Annotated in this window: 8 protein-coding genes; 1 reads left to right on the top strand and 7 read right to left on the bottom strand. The window is 65.1% G+C overall.

All coding sequences use genetic code 11. The features are described 5' to 3' along the window. Positions 1 to 8 precede the first annotated feature (8 nt). Positions 9 to 12,554, bottom strand: coding sequence for a BapA/Bap/LapF family large adhesin (locus ACSAMW_RS03760; protein ID WP_500592732.1), 12,546 nt, complete (start codon positions 12,552 to 12,554; stop codon positions 9 to 11). Positions 12,555 to 12,970: 416 nt separating this feature from the next. Here ACSAMW_RS03760 and arfB point away from each other — a divergent pair, with 416 nt between their 5' ends. After that, positions 12,971 to 13,384, top strand: coding sequence for an alternative ribosome rescue aminoacyl-tRNA hydrolase ArfB (gene arfB, locus ACSAMW_RS03755; protein WP_500592731.1), 414 nt, complete (start codon positions 12,971 to 12,973; stop codon positions 13,382 to 13,384). Between the two features lie 14 nt (positions 13,385 to 13,398). Here arfB and ACSAMW_RS03750 read toward each other — a convergent pair whose 3' ends face one another. From ACSAMW_RS03750 to modA, 6 genes are all read right to left on the bottom strand, one after another. Further along, positions 13,399 to 14,700 carry an APC family permease gene (locus tag ACSAMW_RS03750; protein WP_500592730.1) on the bottom strand — a complete coding sequence of 434 codons (1,302 nt, stop codon included), beginning with the start codon at positions 14,698 to 14,700 and terminating at the stop codon, positions 13,399 to 13,401. A gap of 116 nt (positions 14,701 to 14,816) precedes the next feature. Continuing rightward, positions 14,817 to 15,242, bottom strand: coding sequence for a nuclear transport factor 2 family protein (locus ACSAMW_RS03745; protein ID WP_500592729.1), 426 nt, complete (start codon positions 15,240 to 15,242; stop codon positions 14,817 to 14,819). A 131-nt stretch (positions 15,243 to 15,373) separates the two neighbouring features. After that, complete coding sequence (locus ACSAMW_RS03740; RefSeq protein WP_500592728.1) at positions 15,374 to 15,499, bottom strand: hypothetical protein; 126 nt, start codon at positions 15,497 to 15,499, stop codon at positions 15,374 to 15,376. A 122-nt stretch (positions 15,500 to 15,621) separates the two neighbouring features. Further along, positions 15,622 to 16,710, bottom strand: a complete 1,089-nt coding sequence (modC, locus tag ACSAMW_RS03735) for a molybdenum ABC transporter ATP-binding protein (protein ID WP_500592727.1) — start codon at positions 16,708 to 16,710, stop codon at positions 15,622 to 15,624. Then, on the bottom strand, positions 16,711 to 17,391 hold the full coding sequence (modB, locus tag ACSAMW_RS03730; protein ID WP_500593967.1) for a molybdate ABC transporter permease subunit: 681 nt from the start codon (positions 17,389 to 17,391) through the stop codon (positions 16,711 to 16,713). Beyond that, positions 17,387 to 18,160 carry a molybdate ABC transporter substrate-binding protein gene (modA, locus tag ACSAMW_RS03725; RefSeq protein ID WP_500592726.1) on the bottom strand — a complete coding sequence of 258 codons (774 nt, stop codon included), beginning with the start codon at positions 18,158 to 18,160 and terminating at the stop codon, positions 17,387 to 17,389. The genes modB and modA overlap by 5 nt, the downstream gene beginning before the upstream one ends. Positions 18,161 to 18,235 lie beyond the last annotated feature (75 nt).

The following is an 18,235-nucleotide window of genomic DNA, read 5'->3' as shown; positions in this document are numbered from 1 at the left end:
TGTCCGTGTCAAACGATCTGGATACCGCTCTGTACCCACAAGTGATGGCTGGGGTCCTCTTGAGGGGTGTACTGGATGTACTCGATGCCCGCCGCCTGGTGCGCGCCTTCGGCACCCCAGTGGCCGGTAATGTGCACGCTGTCTTGTGCCGTGCCCTTGATCAACAGGGTTTGAGTGTCGCTGGACACCACGCTCACCAGGTCGGCCAAGCTGAGGGTGAGGTTTACCGGCGCCGTAGTATTGAGGTCGATCACCTCGATGTTGTGTACCCGTGCTGCCAGGTTGCCCAAGTCAATGTTGGCCGCGCCGCCCGCCCACATCAATGTGTCGGTGCCGGGGCCGCCATCCACAGCGTTGAACTGTTGGTCCACGATGATCAACGTGTCATTGCCAGCGCCGCCGAGCAGGGTCAGCGCGCCACCGTGTGAGCCGTCCAGGGTGTCGTTGCCACTGGAGCCGTGCAGCGTGTCGCCGTGGCTGCTGTTTACCAGCAGGGTGGTACCGTCCACCGGTGCCGTCACGGTATCGGCCATAAGCATCGCCGCACTGATGGCCGCGCCGGCGGGGTTGAGGTTAACAGTGAGGGTGGCGGTATCGACCGTACCGTTGGGGTGTGTCAGCTCGTAGGTGAACACGTCCTGACGGCCGACCACAGCGTCCGTCTGCCCAGGGGCCAGGGTGTAGGTGTAGCTGCCATCGGCCTTGACCAACAAGGTGCCATACGTCCCCGTGATAGAGGTGCCGTTGTAGCCCGGCACTACAAAGTTGCCAGCGGCCAGCACGCTGAGGAGCGTGTAGGGGGAACCCAGCACATCCACGCCACCCCCGGCCGTGTCGGTAAGCAGGTTGCCTGCCACCGGTGTGTAACTGCCCACCACAAACTGGTTGGTATAGGTGGCCACGTTGGTCAAGCCCACGTTGATGGAGGTCGCTACGCCCACCCCACCCGTGGACAGCCGCACCTGGTAGGTGCCCTGGGTCTGGTCGTCCACTACCACGCCGTAGGCGCCGCCGCCCAGGCTGACCAGCGCGCTGCCACCCCAGCTACGTACCAGCACGTATTGCCCATTGGCGGTGTTGAGCTTGTACAGCCCGAGCGTGAGCGACCCCAGCAGCGACAGCAAGCTGGAGGAGGTGAGCGAGACGGTCAGGTCGCTGACGGTATTGGCCGCCACGCTGAAGGCAAAGGCGCCACTGCCGCCGCCCAACAGTACGTTTACCGTGCCCAATGCGGACGTGTTGGTAGTCACCCGGTTGGTAAGGCTGATGGCCGTGCTGGCCACATCGAAGGTGGCATCCACCACGGTGGCGGGCGCGGCCAGGTTGCCGCTGTTCCACACCTCTGTGGCCTGTGGGCTGTCGATACGCACATACAGGTTGGCGGTGCTGCTCAGGCCATTGGGGTGCACCAACTGGTAGGTGAACACATCCACCTTGCCGACGCTGTTGGCGCTGCCGTTGGCGGTGTAGCGGTAGTTGCCCTGGCCGTCAATGGTCAGGGTGCCGTAAGTGCCTTGTACGGTGGTGCCGGTCAACGCGCTCACGAACGCGCCATTGCGCAGCACCTGCACCACGGCGCCGTTGTCCGGCCCGGTCACATCGGCGCTGCCGTTGGTGCCCACGTCCGTCACCACGTTGCCATTGAGCACCGCGCCGGCTGTTCCCACGAACTGGTTCAGTGCGGTGACGTCCAGCTGAAGGGTGCTGGCCACATTGGACAGTACACCGATGCCTCCGCTGGCGACGACCACACGGTAGTTGCCGCTCAGCAACTTGCCGATGTCCACCAGCACCGCTTGCCCGGCAATCACCTGCACGTTCAGCAAGGCGCCGCTATTGGCCGTGCCCAGGCTCACCCAGTTGCCGGCAGCGTCCTGCACCTGCAGCGTATAGGTGGCTCCATTGTACAGGGCTACGGCGCTGCCCGTGGCCAGGGTAAGCAACGGGTCGGCCGTAGTGCCGGCGTCAACGGTAAAGGCATAGACCTTGTTGAACCCAGCCAACGCCGTGCTGAAGCTGTCCGCGTAACTGCGGGTAGTCACGGCCTGCGCCAAGTTGACGGTGGCCGTGGTGAGGTTGTCGGTAGCGACCACCGGGCGGTCCACGTCCACATCCGGCGCAGTCACTGTGCTGGTGGCAGACAAGTTACCGTTGCTGTCGCGTAGGGTCACGCTCAGCACTTCGCCATTGATCTGCGCACTGCTCAAGGTCACGGTAAAGGTGCCATTGGCCGCTACCGTCGCCGTGCCGAGGGTTACCCCTGCTGCACTGCGCAAGGTTACGGTGGTACCTGCCTCACCCGTACCGCTCACGCTGGTGCCGTCTGCCGCTACCACCAGTGCGGCGGCCGCGGCCGGTGGCGTAAGGTCCGGCGCGGTGGCGGTGATGGCCGTAGACAGGTTACCCGCCGCATCGGCCTGGGTGATGCTCAGGGCCTGGCTGTTTATCTGGGCGGGGGTAAGCGCCACGGAGTAGGTGCCATTGGCAGCGACCGTGGCGCTGCCCAGCAATACGCCTAATGCGTTGCGCACGAACACACGGGCACCGGCCACACCGGTGCCTGTAACCACCGTGCCGGCAGCGCCTACCACGCCGGTAGCCGGCGCGCCCGGTGGCGTGATGTCGGGCGCGGTAAGCGCCACTTGAGAGGACACGTTGCCAGCGGCATCAGTGAGGCGCACGGTCAGCGCCTGACCGTCGGCTTGGGGCGGGTTGAGTGTGACCGAGAACAGCCCGTTGCTGCCCACCGTCGCGCTGCCCAGCAAGGTGCCTGTGGCACCGTAGACGCCGGCTGTGGCGCCGGCCTCACCGCTACCGGTCACGGCACTGCCATCTCCTGCCACGGCCAGGGCAGCAGGCGCCAGTGGCGGCGTGACATCCGAGGCGGTGAGGGCAGCGCTGGTGCTATTGCCCGCCGAGTCTGCCTGGCGCACGGTCAGTATCTGGCCGTTGAGTTGGGCGGTGCTCAGTTGGACCACAAAGGCACCCGTGGCGCCCACGACCGCTGTGCCCAATACAACGCCTGTGGCACTGGTCACACTCACGGTGGCCCCGGCTTCGCCGGTGCCCGTGACCTGCTGGCCGCTGCTGCTCAACAGCAGGTTGATGAGTGGTGCCGGTGGAGTGGTGTCAACAGCCCCCAGTGGCGTAGCGGCGGACACGTTTCCAGCCGCATCCGTAAGGGTCACGCCCAAGGCCTGGCCGTTCAGCTGCACGGCGCTGAGGGTGACGCTGAACGTGCCGTTGCCTGCCACCAGCGCGGTCCCTAGTACAGTACCGCCGCTGGAGAGCACAGTGGCCGTGGCCCCGGCCTCACCCGTACCGGTAAGCACCTGCCCTGTGCCGTTAAGCGCCAGTGATGCCGGGGCGGCGGGCGGCGTGATATCCGGCGCAGTGATGCCCACCGTTGGCGAGGTATTAAGGGCTGTATCGGCCTGGGTAGCAGTCAGGGCCTGGCCGTTGGCCTGCGCCGGGCTTAGCACTACGCTCACCACACCAGTGGCATCCACCAGCCCGGAGCCCAACACGGTGTTATCTGCACCACGCACTGTCACCGTTGCGCCGGCTTCGCCACGTGCGGTTACCAGCGTGCCGGTGCCGTTGATCACCACATCGGTTAAGGCCGCCGGTGGGGAGGTGTCGGCCGCCGTCAGTGGTGTAGGTAGAGACTGGCCACCGGCTGAGGTGGTGGCGGTCACCTCCAGGACTTGGCCGTTGGTTTGTGGGGTGTTCAACGTCAGGCTGAAGCTGCCATCGGACGCTGCCGTGGTGCTGCCCAGCACGGCCCCTGCGCTGCTGTAGGCCCGCACCTGGCTGCCGGCTGTGGCATTACCCGTCAAGGTCAGGCCATCAGCGGTGAGTGCCAGCGCGGTAGGAGGTGGAGGCGGTGGTACGGTAGGCACGGAGAACGTTTCGGCCGCAGACAGGTTACCTGCGGCGTCAGTTTGGGTCACGCTCAGGGTATCGCTGGCAGCGAGGGTGCCCGGCAAGCTCACCACAAAGGCACCACTGGCATCAACCGTGGCGCTGCCCAGTACCTGCCCGCCACGGGTCACGGTTACCAGCGCCCCTGGCTCACCGCGCCCGCCCAGGAGGGTGTAATCGTTGCTGATGGCCAAAGCCGTCACGGCGCCTGGCGCTGTGATGTCAGCCACCGTGTAAGCCAGGGAGGCCGAGGCGTTACCTGTGGCATCCTGAGCCACCAGGCTGAGGGTCTCGCCATTGGCCTGGGCCGGGTTCAAGGCGATGCTGAAGGCACCGCTCGCGTCCACGGGGCCGCTGCCCAGCAGTGTGCCATCGGCCGCCCGTACCTCAACCCGGCCCCCTGCTTCGGCGGTCCCAATCAGCTGAGCGCCGCTGTTTTCCAGCCGAACCACTATGGGCAGGGCGGGCCCTGTGATGTCCGCTGCGGTGACCGGGGCTGCCAATGAGGTGTTACCGGCAAGGTCGACCTGAATCACGCTAAGGGTCTGGCCGTTTACCTGGGCGCTGTTGAGCGCCAGGGTGAACTGCCCGTCCGGGCCAGCTGCGGCGGTGCCCAAAGCCAGGCCGGTGGGGCCGGTTACGCTCACCGAGGCGCCCGCTTCGGCGGTGCCGGTGAGCACCAGGCCATCCGCGCTGAGCACCAGGTTGCTGACGGGCGCGGCGGTGACATCCGCCGCCTGGTACAACAGGCCAATGGACGCATTGCCACTGGCATCGGTTTGCACAACTGTGAGCACTTGTCCGTTGAGCTGGGCGTTACTCAAGGCGGCCGTCCAGGTGCCGTCTGCGTTCACAGTGGTGGTGCCGAGCACCGTGCCGCTCGCCGAGGTGACCACCAGCGCGGCGTTGGCCTCACCGGTGCCGGCCAGGGTCAGGCCGTCCGCACTCAAGGTTGTTACAACGGGGGCAGCGGGCGGTGTGAGGTCAAGCGCGGTCAGGCGGGTCGCCACAGAGGGGTTGCCGGTGGCATCCTGGGCGATCACGGTCAGCACTTGCCCATTGAGCTGCGGTGTCACCAGGGCCAGGGCAAAGGTGCCATCGCGGGCTACCGTGCCCAGCGCCAGGGTATCGCCATTGGCATTGGTGACCACCAGCGACGTGCCTGCTTCACCCGTGCCGCTGAGCACGGACCCGGCCGCGTCCAGAGCCAAGCCGGCCACTGCGGCAGGGGGCGTGATATCCGGTGCAGTGAGCGCGGCAACGGGCGACAGGTTGCCTTGGCCATCAGCCAGGCGCACCTGCAGCGTTTCGCCATTCAAGGCAGGGGTCGACAGGGTGACTGAGAACAGGCCAGTGCTGCTCACATCCCCTTCGCCCAGCAGTGTGCCGTCGGCCAGGGTGACGCGCACGCGCGCTGAGGGTTCGCCGACGCCAGTCAGCAGGTCACCAAGGGTATTGAGCACCAGGCCGGTGGCCAGGCCCGGTGGGGTCAAGTCCGGCGCATCGATCTGCACAGGCTGGCTGATGTTCCCAGGTGGGTCCGCCTGTTGCACCGTCAGCCGTTCGAAATTCACCTGAGGCGGGTTAAGCCCCACGCTGAAGCTGCCGTTGGCCAGCACTACCGTGCTGCCCAGCAGCGTACCTGCCGCGTCGCGCACGGTCACCGTCGCGCCGGCTTCGCCATTGCCACTGACTACGGCGCCGGCAGCATTGATCACCACATTGGCCAATACGTCCGGCGCGGTAAGGTCCACGGCCGTCAAAGTGGCCGGTGCAGACACATTGCCCACGGCATCGGCCTGGGTAAAGGTTAGCACCTGGGCATTAAGCAGGGGGGTGCCCAACACCAGGCTGAAGGCGCCCGTGCTGCCTACCACCGCAGTGCCCAGCACCATGCCATCGGCGTCGCTGACGATGACCCTGGCACCGGCCTCGCCGCGCCCGGTGATGCTGGCGCCGTCCGCGCCGATGTTCAGGGCGGTGACAGCGTCCGGGGCTGTGGTGTCTGCGGCCAGTACGGTCGCTGGCAGCGAGGCATTGCCACCGGCATCGGTCAGCGTGACGGACAACAGCTGGCCGTTGGCTTGGGGCGAGGTGAGTGTCAGTTGGAACGTGCCGTCCAGGCGTACGGTACCGCTGCCGATTTGCGCACCGGTAGCGTCCACGACGCTCACCTGAGCACCGGCCTCCCCACTGCCGGACAGCAACAGGCCATCGCCGCTCAAGGCCAGGCCGCTGGCGGCGTCAGGGGCGGTCAGGTCTGGGGCCAGCACGGCCGTGGACACAGACTCATTGCCGGCCCCGTCGGTCTGGCTCAGTGACAGGGTTTGCCCGGCCACTTGGGGTGGCGCCAGGGTCAAAGCGAAGGTGCCGTCGCTGTTGACGGTGGCCGTACCCAGAGTCAACCCGCCTTGGGCCAGTACTCTCACAGTGGCGCCGGGTTCACCAAAGCCAATCAGGCTAACGCCGTCCCGGGCCAGGTTGAAGGTGGTGACCTGTGCGGGCGGTGTCACGTCCGGCGCCACCAGGGCCGCAGGCTCCGCGTTGATGCCATCCGTAGACGTGGCGATGACCGATAACGCCTCGCCGTTCAGCTGAGCGGCGGTGAGCGGTGCGCTGAAGGTGCCATCACTGCCTGCCAGTGCCGTGCCCAGCAATTGGCCTGTGGCGCTGTAGACCCTGACCAGGCTGCCCGCGTCGGCCGTGCCGTTGACATTCAGGCCATCGGCGGTAAGCAGGAGGTTACTGGCGATGCTAGGTGCCAGTTGCCCCGGTGCAATCACGACAGCGGCCGGTGCGGCGTTCCCCACCCCATCGGTAGCGACAACCACCAGGTTGTCACCGCCTGCAACCGCCGGGGCCAGTGCCAGGCTGAAGCGGCCATCGGCATTCACCGTGCCGGTGCCCAACACCGCGCCATCCGCGGCGGTCGCCGTGACCTGCGAGCCGGCTTCACCCAGCCCGGTCAACGTAAGCCCGTCGGCCGACACGGCCAGGCTGCTCACAGGCAAGGGCGGCGTAATGTCAGTGGCTACCAGCGTCGCCACCGGCGATAGGTTACCCGCCCGGTCGGCGGCAATGACCGACAAGGTTTGCCCGTTGAGCTGGGGCGCGCTCAGTGCAATGGCGAACAGGCCATTGGGAGCAGCTGTGCCCACGCCCAGGGCCGTGCCTTGACCATCGAACACGGTGACTTGCGCCCCGGCTTCGGCAAGGCCGCTGAGCTGCAGGCCGTTGGGAGTGAGCGCCAGGGCCACTGGGCTGTCGGGTGGCGTGGTGTCTGGCGCGATCAGGCTGACAGCCGGCCCTTCGTTACCGGGTGGGTCTTCCTGGTTCACGGTCAGCGCCTGGGCGTTGAGCTGAGGGCTGCCTAAGGCAAGGCTGAACGCGCCTGTGGCGGCCACCAGGCCCGACCCCAGTACGGTGCCGCTCACATCGCGCACAAAGACGGTAGCGCCGGGCTCACCGTGCCCGGTCAGGGTCAGGCCGTCGGCATTGAGCACCACGCCACTAAGGGCCGCGGGTGGGCTGATGTCAGGGGCGGCGAAGTTGGTCGCGACCGAGGCGTTGCCGCTGGCATCGGTCTGAATGATGTCCAAGGTTTCGCCATTGATAGGGGGTGGCGTAAGGCTCAGGTTGAAGCCGCCGTTGGCATCGACCGTGCCAGTGCCCAGCAGCGTGCCGTTGACCGTCTGCACCCGCACCACCGCACCGGGCTCGCCCAAACCGGACAAGGCCGTACCATCCGCTGCGATAGACAGCCCGCTTACAGCGGTGGGGGCAGTGTTGTCGGGTGTACCCACGGCGGCGGCGGGTGAGGTATTGCCGCTGGCGTCGGTAAGTTCCACGCTCAACGCCGCACCGGTGTTCTGGGCCAGGGGCAGGGTGATCTGGAACACACCGCTCTGGTTCACCGTGCCGGAGGCCAGCACTGTGCCTGCAGCGTCCCGCACGCTGGCCAGGGCCCCGGCCTCGCCCAGCCCGCTGACCACCGTGCCGAAGGTATTGACTGCCAGCCCCGTGGGAGCCGTAGGGCCTTGCAGGTCGGGGGTGACCAAGGTGCTGGCCTGGGATGTGTTACCGGCCCCGTCTGTTTGCACCACGGTCAGCACTTGCCCGTTGAGCTGGGCCGGCACCACCGTGACGGCAAAGGCGCCGTTGCTGGCCACCAGCGCCGTGCCCAGTATGGTATTGGCCGCATCGCGTACTGTCACCGTAGCGCCCACTTCACCGCGCCCGGTCACCAGCGTGCCGCTACTGGCACTGGCGATGGCCGAAGGTGCGTCGGGTGCCGCGACATCGGCGGCGGTGAGGGTTGTGGCCACCGAGGTAGTGCCGCTGGCGTCGGTCGCGCTCACATGCAACAACTGGCCATTGAGCTGGGCGGCGCGCATCAGCACGCGGAAACTCCCATCGCTGCCGACAAGGGCCGTCCCCAGGCTGCTGCCGGCGTTGTCGACGACCGACACGGTAGTGCCAGGCGCCCCGGTGCCCGTAACGGTAAAGCCGTCCCCCGTCAGCGCCAGGTTGCCAGGTGTGGGTACTTCGGTCCCGTTGGGGCCATTGAGGGTGGCAGGAGCGGACGCGTTGCCCAGTACGTCGGTGGCCACCACGCTTAGCACATCGGTGCTGACGGCGGCGGGTACGAGGGTCAGGTTGAACACCCCATCCGGGCCTACGGTTGCCGTGCCTAGCACGGCGTTAGCGGCGGTGGACACTGTGACGGTGGCACCGGCTTCGGCCGTGCCGGACAAGGTGCTGCCATCGGGGCTGATAGCCAGGGTGTTGACGGTTGCGGGCGGTGTGGTGTCCGGTGCCGTGGTACCACTGGGCTGTGAACGGTTGCCGGCCAGGTCGGTCGCGATCACTTGCAAAGCCTGGCCATTGAGCAACGGGGCAGGCAGGTTGAACACGAAGGTGCCATCGGCTGCCGCCGTCGCCGTGCCCAGCACGGTGCCGCTCGCGTCCTGGATTTCCAGTGAACTGGCCGCTTCGGCCGTGCCACGTAGGACCTGCCCGGTCACGTCCACGGTCAGGCCTGTGGGGGCCAGTGGTGCCGTAAGGTCGGCTGCGGTGAGTGGCTGTGTTGCCGAGGTATTGCCACTGGCGTCGGCCTGTTCCACGGTCAGCGCCTGGCCGTTCAACTGAGGCGGGGTGAGCGGGGCACTGAAATGCCCGGTGGTGTCCACTTGGGCCGTGCCCAGTACAGCCCCTGCGCTGTCCCGGACAGTCACGTTGGCACCCACTTCACCCGTGCCGGTCAGCACCGCGCCGTTGCCACTGAGCTGCAGGTCGTCTACGCGTGCAGGCGCTGTCCCATCCGGGGCTGTCAGGCTTAGCAGCGTTGACCGATTACCGGCAGCATCCTCTGCGTCCACTTGCAGGGCCTGGCCATTGAACTGGGGTTGGGAGAGAGCCAGGGTAAAACTGCCATCGGCGCCGGCGGTGGTGGTGCTTAGCACGGTGCCGTCCAGGCTGCGCAGGCGCACGTTGGCGAAGGCCTCGCTCTGGCCGCTCAGGCTGCTGCCGTTCGCTGCGAAGCTGAGCGCGGTAGGCGCTGCAGGGGCCAGAATGTCTGGCGCCTGCACAGCGCCAGGCTGGGACGTATTGCCCGCCGCGTCTGCTTGCACCACTTGCAGGGTTTCCCCATTCACCTGAGCTGTTGTGAGCGTGAGCTCGAAGCGGCCATTGCTGCCCACGGTGCCGGTGCCCACGACTGCGCCGGCTCCATTGGCGGCCGTCACCGTTGCACCCGGCTCGCCGGTGCCGCTCAGCAACCGGCCGTTGGCTGACAGGGTAAGGTCGGCCAGGTCGGCAGGGGGTGTCTGGTCCGGTGCTGTCACGGTGAGGGCGGTACTGATGTTGCCAGCGGTGTCCGTGGCCAGTAGCCACAGGCTCTGAGCACTCAACTGAGGGGTAGCCAAGGGCACACTGAACGTACCATCGGCACCCACGGTGGCGGTCCCAATGGTAGTGGAGGTGGCGTCGAGTACACGTACCGTGGCGCCGGGCTCGCCGTTGCCCGTAACGGTCAGCCCCAGCGAGTCGATCAGTACATTGGTCACCGGAGCCGGTGGTTGCAGGTCTGCAGCGGTGAAGGGCACGGCAGCCGAAGCATTGCCTGCCGCGTCTACCGCGCTGACCTGCAAGGCTTGGCCGTTCAGTTGCGCAGCTGGCAGGTTGACCTCGAAGCGTCCATCGGCCCCCACCACAGCGGTGCCCAGCAGCGTACCGTCTGCGGCCCGCACGCTGACCGTCGCCGCCACCTCACCACGGCCGCTGAGCACGGTGCCGCTCAGGTCCAGGGTGAGGGCCTCGGGCAGCAGTGGGCCGTTAAGGTCTGGCGCCGTTATGGCTGCGGCGGCAGAGCCATTGCCGGTGGCGTCGCTGAGGCTGACTTGCAGGCCCTGGCCATTGAGCTGCACCGGGTTGAGCGGTACGGCAAAGCTGCCCACCGCGTTTACGGTCGCAGTCCCCAGTAGTGCGCCGCTCGCATCGCGCACGGTCACCGTGGCGCCCACTTCCCCACGGCCACTGAGCAAGGCGCCATTGGGGTTGATCGCCACGTCGGTGGCAACGCCCGGCGGGGTGAGGTCGGGCGCTGTGACCAGCGCGGTCACCGATACGCCTGTCGAGCCATCGACCACGGTGATATCCAGCAACTGGCCGTTCTGCTGAGCCGTGGCCAGCACAACGCTAAAGGTGCCGTCAGCGGTAACCGTAGCTGATCCCAGCAAGCTCCCGTCACCGGCACGTACGTCCACCGTAGCGCCTGCCGTCGCAGTCCCTGTAACCGTAATGCCATCGGTGCTGACGACCAAGGCCGTGGGAGCTGCCGGTGCAGAGACCGGCACTACCGCACTGGCATCGGGAGACAGGTTGCCAGCCGCGTCGGCCTGGCGCACGGTCAACAGGGCGTTCACACTGGCCGCCGGGGTCAGGGCCAGGACGAAGGTGCCATTGCTGGCCACGGTGCCGGTGGCCAGTATGCCGTTGGTGGCATTGACCACCGTCACCGTGGCGCCTGCTTCGCCTTGGCCAGACAGTGCAAGCCCGTTGCTGCTGACCACTAGGTCAGTCACGGCCAAGGGCGGTGTGCTGTCAGGCGCGGTCACCAGTGCCTGAATCGAGCTATTACCGTTGCCTGCTGTGGCGGTGACGTCAAAGGCTTCGCCATTGGTATAGGCCGTATCCAGCACCGCAGTAAAGGTGCCGTCCAGCCCGGCACGGGCCGACGCGATCACCCGGCCCAAGTTGTTGCGCACCAGTATCCGTACACCGCCACGGGCAACGCCGGTCAGGGTAAGGCCATCGCTGCTGATCACCAGGTCGGTGGGGGCGGGAGGCTGGCTCAGGTCCGGGGCCTGCACAGGCAGGTTGGGCGACACATTGCCTGCCGCGTCGGTGAGGGTGAGTTGGAGCACCTGGCCACTGATCACGCCAGGGACCACGGGCAGCTCGAAGGTCCCGTCCGCGGCAACGGTGCCGGTTATCAGCACATTGCCCGCCGCGTCATACAGGGTAGCCGTGGCGCCGGCTTCTCCGCGGCCGCTGAGCACAGTGCCGTCGCCACTGATGGCAACGTCCGTGGCTGCCGCAGGTGCGGTGACGTCAGGGCCGTCCGGAAGCGCTGGAAGGCCTACGGTAGCATCGGCTGAGGTGTTGCCGGCAGCATCCGTGGCATTGACGCTCAGGGTAACGCCTGCACCAGGGACCGGGGTAAGCGTCACGCTGAAGGTGCCGTCAGCTCCCGCAATGGCCGAGCCCAGTACCGTGCCGTTGGCGTCTCTCACCCTTACGGTCGCGCCAGCTTCGGCCGTCCCACTGAGTACACCCGCTGTGGCATCCACGGCCAGGTTGGCGGGTAGGGCCGGAGGGGTGATATCACTGGCCGTGAAGCTGGCTGAAGGGGAGACGTTACCTGCCGCGTCGGTTTGCGCAACGGCTAGAATTTCACCATTGAGCTGGGCGGTATTGAGCACCACGGCAAAGCGCCCGTCGGCTCCTACCGTACTCGTGCCCAGCAGGTTGCCTGTAGCGCTGAATACGCGCACGCTGGCGCCGCCCTCGCCTAAACCAGTGAGAGTCAGGCCGTCGCTGCTCAGGCTTAGGCCGGTAGGAGCCGCTGGCGCCGAGGTATCGGCGGGTGCAGGGGCGGCAGCACCACCGCCGCCACCGCCACCACCGGTAAGCCCACCATTGGCGGCCGCCGCTGCGCCGCCAGCGCCTAGCGCACCCAGGCCGGCGATAGCCCATTCCGGCGTTGCGCTACCGACCACGCCAGCGCCGGCCAGCAGGGTGTCCACCGACGACAATTCAGTAAAACTGAAACCATTGAAAGCCTCGGCGCTGTACTGGGCTTGCCAGAGCACACCATCCTCGCCCTGGAACACCATGTCACTGCGCACGCCTTCGGCCGTGGCCTGGAAGAAATTACCGACCGTGACCTGTTCACCGGTTTTCAGGGTAACGACCGCGTTCTGCCCCACGCGTGTGACGGATGCCACCTGGGCAGGTGCTACGGGCATTTGCACCACCCCTGGTTGCTGCAGTTCAAGGTCTCCCCAGGTACGGGCGGACAGCTGGGCGGTGGATTTGTCAGCGACGACGATGTTGTCCGAAACGGCCATTGCGCTCCTTGCTTTTGCTTCACCGTGGGGCGGAGTGTCCTGGCTGCGAGAGGGGGGATGCCCGAACCTACTGCCCGTTTTGATTTGGGATCCGTTAGAGGTATAGCAGTGAAAGCACCGTGTCGCTTGAGCTTTTTGCTTTACTGGCGCGCTAATTGGTTTAAAAATCAAGGTACTGCGCTTTAAATATTGGAATTTGCTTCACGCGAAACCCCGGTGGCATAAGGCCCACACGTGGTGGTGGTCATGAAAATCCCTATTCACCCCATGAATTTTCCCCGACAAGCGGTTGCACCGTCTGTCGCTACGAAACGGGCGATTGAGCCCATGGACGCAGAGCTGGTGGGACAACAGGCTTGTAGCGACCCCTGAACCGGGGCAAGGTACTGGGTATTTACGAAAGCCAAAGGTCGCCCATGCTGGACATTTCAAACACTGTGCAACTGCCCGACAGCGACATCACGCTTACGGCCATCCGGGCCCAGGGTGCAGGCGGGCAAAACGTGAACAAAGTGTCGAGTGCCGTCCACTTGCGCTTTGACATTCAGGCGTCGTCGCTGCCCGATTTTCATAAGGAGCGGTTGATGGCGCTCAGGGACAGCCGCATCACCAGCGACGGAGTGGTGATCATTAAGGCGCAGCAGTACCGCACGCAGGAGCAGAACCGCGAGGATGCCTTGGCGCGGTTGCGCGACCTGATTCTGGCGGCGGTTGTGGTGCAAAAGGCCCGCCGGCCCACCCGGCCCACCAAAGCCTCGAAAGTGCGGCGGCTGGAGGGTAAGACCAAGCGGAGCGCGATCAAGGCAGGGCGGGGCAGGGTCGATATCTGAGCCTGAGAGTAGCCTCAGCTGCGGCGCTGGCGCGTCACTCCGTACAATACCAGGCCCACCACCAGCATCACGCCGGCGCGCAGCCAGGTCGCCGGCCCTTGTTGAGCCAGTAACAGCACACAGGACACCACGGCCAGGGCTGGAAATACCCAATGCACCCGGAAATGGTCCTCGGCCACCGTGTCCCGCTTGAGCACCAGTACTGCCACGTTGGTGCTCAGGAACACGAACAGCAATAGCAGCACCACGGTTTCGGCCAGTATTTCCAGGGTGCTAGTAAACGTTAGGGCGATAGCGACCAGGGTGGTCGCCAGGATGGCCCAACCCGGTGTCCGCCGTTTGGGCAGAACGCGCCCGAGCACCTCAGGCAACAAGCCTTCGCGGGCCATGCCATAGGCCAGTCGGCTGGCCATGATCATCGTCAGCAGCGCGCCATTGGCCACGGCGATCAGGGCAATGACCGCAAACCAGTGTGAAGGAATGCCTAGGCCAGAGGCGCTGATCACATCCATTAGGGGTGCGCTGGACGCTTTGAGCTGGTCTACCGGCAGTACCAGTGCGGCGCCAGCCCCTACTAGCAGGTACATGGCCCCAGCAATCAACAAAGCGCTGAACAACGCCCGTGGGTACACGCGCCGTACGTCCTGCACCTCTTCGGCCAGGTTGGCAGACGTTTCGAACCCTACAAACGAATAGAAGGCCAACAGGGAGGCCCCCAGGATCGCAGCGGCAGGTGCCTGGGCGTCCACTTCCAGCAAGCGGGCTGGCACGGCCTGCCCGCCCACTGTGAACCAGACTGCGGCGGCTACCACCATCACCAGGCCGCTCAACTCCACCAGGGTCATCACCAGGTTGGCGCGCAGCGACTCCTTGATGCCTTGGGCATTGAGCAGCGCCACAATCACCAGAAAGCCCGCCGCTGCCCAGCTGGAGGGCCAGTGAACGAACACGCCCAGGTAATCACCGGCAAAGGCCTTGGCCAGCCCGGCAGCACTGGTTACCCCAGCGGCCAACATGGAAAACCCGACCAGAAAGGACAGCAACGGCTTGCCAAACGCTCGCTCTGCAAATACCGCAGCGCCTCCCGCCCGAGGGTATTTGGTAACCAACTCGGCATAGGAGGCTGCCGTGAGCAAGGCGAAAAAAAGGGCAATCAGCAGCGGCGCCCAGATCGCCCCGCCCACACGCCCGGCAATGGTGCCCGCCAAGGCGTATACCCCGGCCCCCAGTACATCGCCCAAGATAAACAGTAACAGCAAAGGGGTGGTGATGACGCGCCGAAGGGTGTGTGGCGGGCTCTGGGTAGCAGTAGTCATATGGGAAGCGCTCCAGCAAGGCGGCAGATGCCGCAGTGCTAGGTCAGAGCGCCCGGCCCAGGCAATGGTTCGCCCCGGCTGTTAACTGCAAACCGTTGCGGCTGTTGCCGGTACACTCAAAACCGGAACGCCTGGCGACCGATCAACAGCCATGTGCCATGCTGGTTTTGCCATACCTGGAAGTTTTCAATTTCCGTAGGGACCACCTTGCCGCTATTTACGGCTTCAGCGGAAAAGTGGTTGCGTACGAGCGCCGTGTCACCGGACAGGGTGACGGTTTGGTTGACCATCTTGAGCCAGTTGAAGCCACTACGCCCGGTTTCGATGTCGGCGATAAACGCGGCTTTGTCCTGTACCTTGCCGCTGGAGTGGCCATAGCTAAGGTTATCCGCCGTCAAGGCTTGCAACTGGGGAATATCCTTATGCCACATCGCCTGGGTGAGCTTGTCTACCGCCTCAGCCACCTCCTGCTCAGGTGCGGCAGCCGCCACTGCCCCTGCGTACAAGCACGCCAGACCTATCAGTAATCGTGATGCATTCATTCAGTGCTTTCCTTGTTGTTATGATGTCCGCCAAGTTAGCGGACATCGTACAACCTAGCAGAAAAGCAGAACGTTTCCAGCGACCTTAGTAAAAGCGGCCCGGTTGGCAGCGTAACCGCCTAACAAGGGCATCACGAAGACGTGTTAGATAGCGTGGTGGCCACACGCTCTTTGTAATCCACAAAACTAATGAAGACCTCAGGCGATTTATCACCGTCCAAGTCGTCCAGGCTAAGGTTGATTTCCAGTCTGCTCATGGTCGCTTCCTTCAGAGGCTGACATGGCACCAATACGATGCGTGTTGAACCTCAAGCCTAAAGAAACCCGTGTAGGGGCAACAGCTGTTGAAATGACAGGTAGACAGGGCTTGGCAGAGGGATTAGCCCAACACCGCCACACCCTTGATCTGTGCCCATACGTGCATGCCCGGCTGCAACCCAAGGTGGGCCACCGAGTAGCGCGACAGCCGCGCCAGCAGGGGCATGCCCTTACAGTCCAAAGCTACAATCGTATCCACCAGGCCTTCACCGCCGGCTTGTTCACCTACCACCACCGGCAACCGGTTAAGAATGCTGCTGTGGCTGTGGGCGTCCAGGCTCAGGCTTACATCCCGTGCCAGCACCCGCACCCGCAGGCGGCTGCCCACTGGGCGTTCATGGTGGGGAACGCGAAGGGTGACGCCGCCTTTGCCAACGCTCAGGTGCAGCAGCTTCCACTGCGTGTCGTACCCGGTCACCTGGCCCTCCATCACCACCCCGGCATCCAGGCCGCGGGCCACAGGCAGGTCCAGTTGCGTCAGCAGGTCGTTCAGCGGGCCGCTGGCGGTCACGCGTCCTTGGTCCAGCAACACCAGGTGATCGGCGAGGCGGGTGATTTCCTCTGCCGCATGGCTGACGTAGATCACGGGAATGGCCAGGTCTTCGCGCAAGCGCTCCAGGTATGGCAGTATTTCGGCCTTGCGCTCGGTGTCCAGCGCTGCCAAGGGTTCATCCATTAGCAACAGCCGGGGTTCACGCAGCAACGCCCGTGCAATGCCGACCCGTTGGCGCTCACCCCCCGACAACCCGTCCGGCCGCCGGGCTAGCAGGTGGTCGATACCCAGCGTACGGCACAGCGCTGCCTGGCTAAGGGTGCGCTGCCTTGGCAACAGGCGGCGCCACCCATAGGCCAGGTTGCCAGCCACCGTCAGGTGGGGAAACAGGCTGGGTTCCTGAAACACATAACCGATCGGGCGGCGGTGCGTAGGCGTGCAGGTGCGGCTTGCAGTGTCCTCCCAAGTAGCACCGTTCACCCGGATAAACCCGGTGTCCGCCGGTTCCAGGCCGGCCAGCCAGCGCAGCAGGGTTGTCTTCCCCGAGCCGGACGGCCCACTGATGGCGATGACGCCTGCCCCTGGCAGGCTCAAGTTCACGTCCAGGCTGAACCCAGGCCGAACCAGGCCGGCGCGCAGCTCGATGGGCGGGCTCATTCAGCAGCCTCCCAAAGGTTCAGTGCGTTTGCGGTACAGCAGCCACAGCACCGCGAAGGAGAACACCACCATTACCGCCGCCAGGCCGTGGGCCTGGGCATACGCCATGGCCTCCACATGGTCGAACAGCTGAACGGACACCACGCGGGTCTTGTCGGGAATGTTGCCGCCGATCATCAGCACCACACCAAACTCACCCACGGTGTGGGCAAAGCCCAGCACGGTGGCGGTCAGCAGCCCTGGCTTGGCCAAGGGCAGTGCCACGGTGAAAAACCGGTCCATAGGTGAGGCGCCGAGGGTGGCAGCCGCTTCCAAAGGGCGCTGCCCCATGGCCTGGAAAGCGTTCTGCAGGGGCTGCACCACAAAGGGAAGGGAATACAGCGCAGAGCCCACCACCAGCCCTGCAAAGGTGAACACCAGCGTACCCAAGCCCAACCACGTGGTGAACTGCCCCACCCAGCCATGAGGCCCCATCAACAGCAGCAGGTAAAACCCCATCACAGTCGGCGGCAGCACCAACGGCAGGGCCACCACGGCGCTGGCCACCGAGCGCCAGCGCGAACGTGTGAAGGCCAGCCACCATGCCATAGGTACACCCACCAGCAACAGCAGCAGGGTGGTCACGCTCGCCAGCTTCAGGGTCAGCCAGAGGGCCGCCAAGTCGCTGGGGCTCAGGTCAATGAGTGGCGGCATCGAGAGCATAGCCGTACGAGCGAATCACCTGTGCCGCCTTCGCGCCACGCAGGTACTCGACAAATGCCTTGGCCGCAGCATTGTCTTTACCCTTGTTCAGCACCACCGCATCCTGGCGGATAGGGTCGTACAACGCCTGTGGCACTTGCCAGGCAGAGCCGGAGGTGATCTTGCCATCCTTGTACACCTGGCTCAGGGCCACGAAGCCCAGTTCGGCATTGCCGGTCTGGACGAACTGGAACGTCTGGGTGATGTTCTGCCCCTCCACCCGCTTCGATTGTGTGGCCTGCGTCAGCTTCAGGTGGTCCAGCACTTGGGTAGCTGCCAGGCCGTAGGGCGCCGTCTTGGGGTTGGCGATTGCCAGGTGCTGGTAGGTGTCGCCTTTGAGCACTTCCCCCTTGTCATCCACGTAACCGTCCTTGGGCGACCACAGGGCCAGGGTGCCAATGGCATAGGTAAAGCGCGACCCCTTGACCGTTGCGCCTTCGCTTTCCAACTTGGCCGGCGTGGTGTCATCGGCGGACAGGAATACTTCGTACGGGGCGCCATTGTTGATCTGCGCATACAGCTGGCCTGTGGCCCCAGGGGAGGCCACCACGTGGTGCCCTGTATCCTGTTCGAAGGCAGCGGCAATGGCCTGCAGCGGGGCCGTGAAGTTGGCGGCCACGGCGACTTGCACATCGTCTGCAAAAACAGGCGCGCTCAGCAGGCTGGCAAGGCTTAACAGCGAAAGAGGAAACAGGCGGGCAAAAGGCATAGGGTATCCGGTGATATGGCGTTATGCAGCGAACTATATAACGCAACGGGCCTATCTGCCACCGACAGCCAGCGT

It is taken from the genome of Pseudomonas sp. AB39(2026), from assembly GCF_059831485.1.
This window is presented reverse-complemented; position numbering and strand designations above follow the sequence as displayed.

Bases quoted from the DNA above. Each gene is read 5' to 3' on its own strand.
- ACSAMW_RS03750 (WP_500592730.1), bottom strand. From the start codon at position 14,700: ATGACTACTGCTACCCAGAGCCCGCCACACACCCTTCGGCGCGTCATC.
- ACSAMW_RS03760 (WP_500592732.1), bottom strand. From the start codon at position 12,554: ATGGCCGTTTCGGACAACATCGTCGTCGCTGACAAATCCACCGCCCAG.
- modA (WP_500592726.1), bottom strand. From the start codon at position 18,160: ATGCCTTTTGCCCGCCTGTTTCCTCTTTCGCTGTTAAGCCTTGCCAGC.
- arfB (WP_500592731.1), top strand. From the start codon at position 12,971: ATGCTGGACATTTCAAACACTGTGCAACTGCCCGACAGCGACATCACG.
- modC (WP_500592727.1), bottom strand. From the start codon at position 16,710: ATGAGCCCGCCCATCGAGCTGCGCGCCGGCCTGGTTCGGCCTGGGTTC.
- ACSAMW_RS03740 (WP_500592728.1), bottom strand. From the start codon at position 15,499: ATGAGCAGACTGGAAATCAACCTTAGCCTGGACGACTTGGACGGTGAT.
- ACSAMW_RS03745 (WP_500592729.1), bottom strand. From the start codon at position 15,242: ATGAATGCATCACGATTACTGATAGGTCTGGCGTGCTTGTACGCAGGG.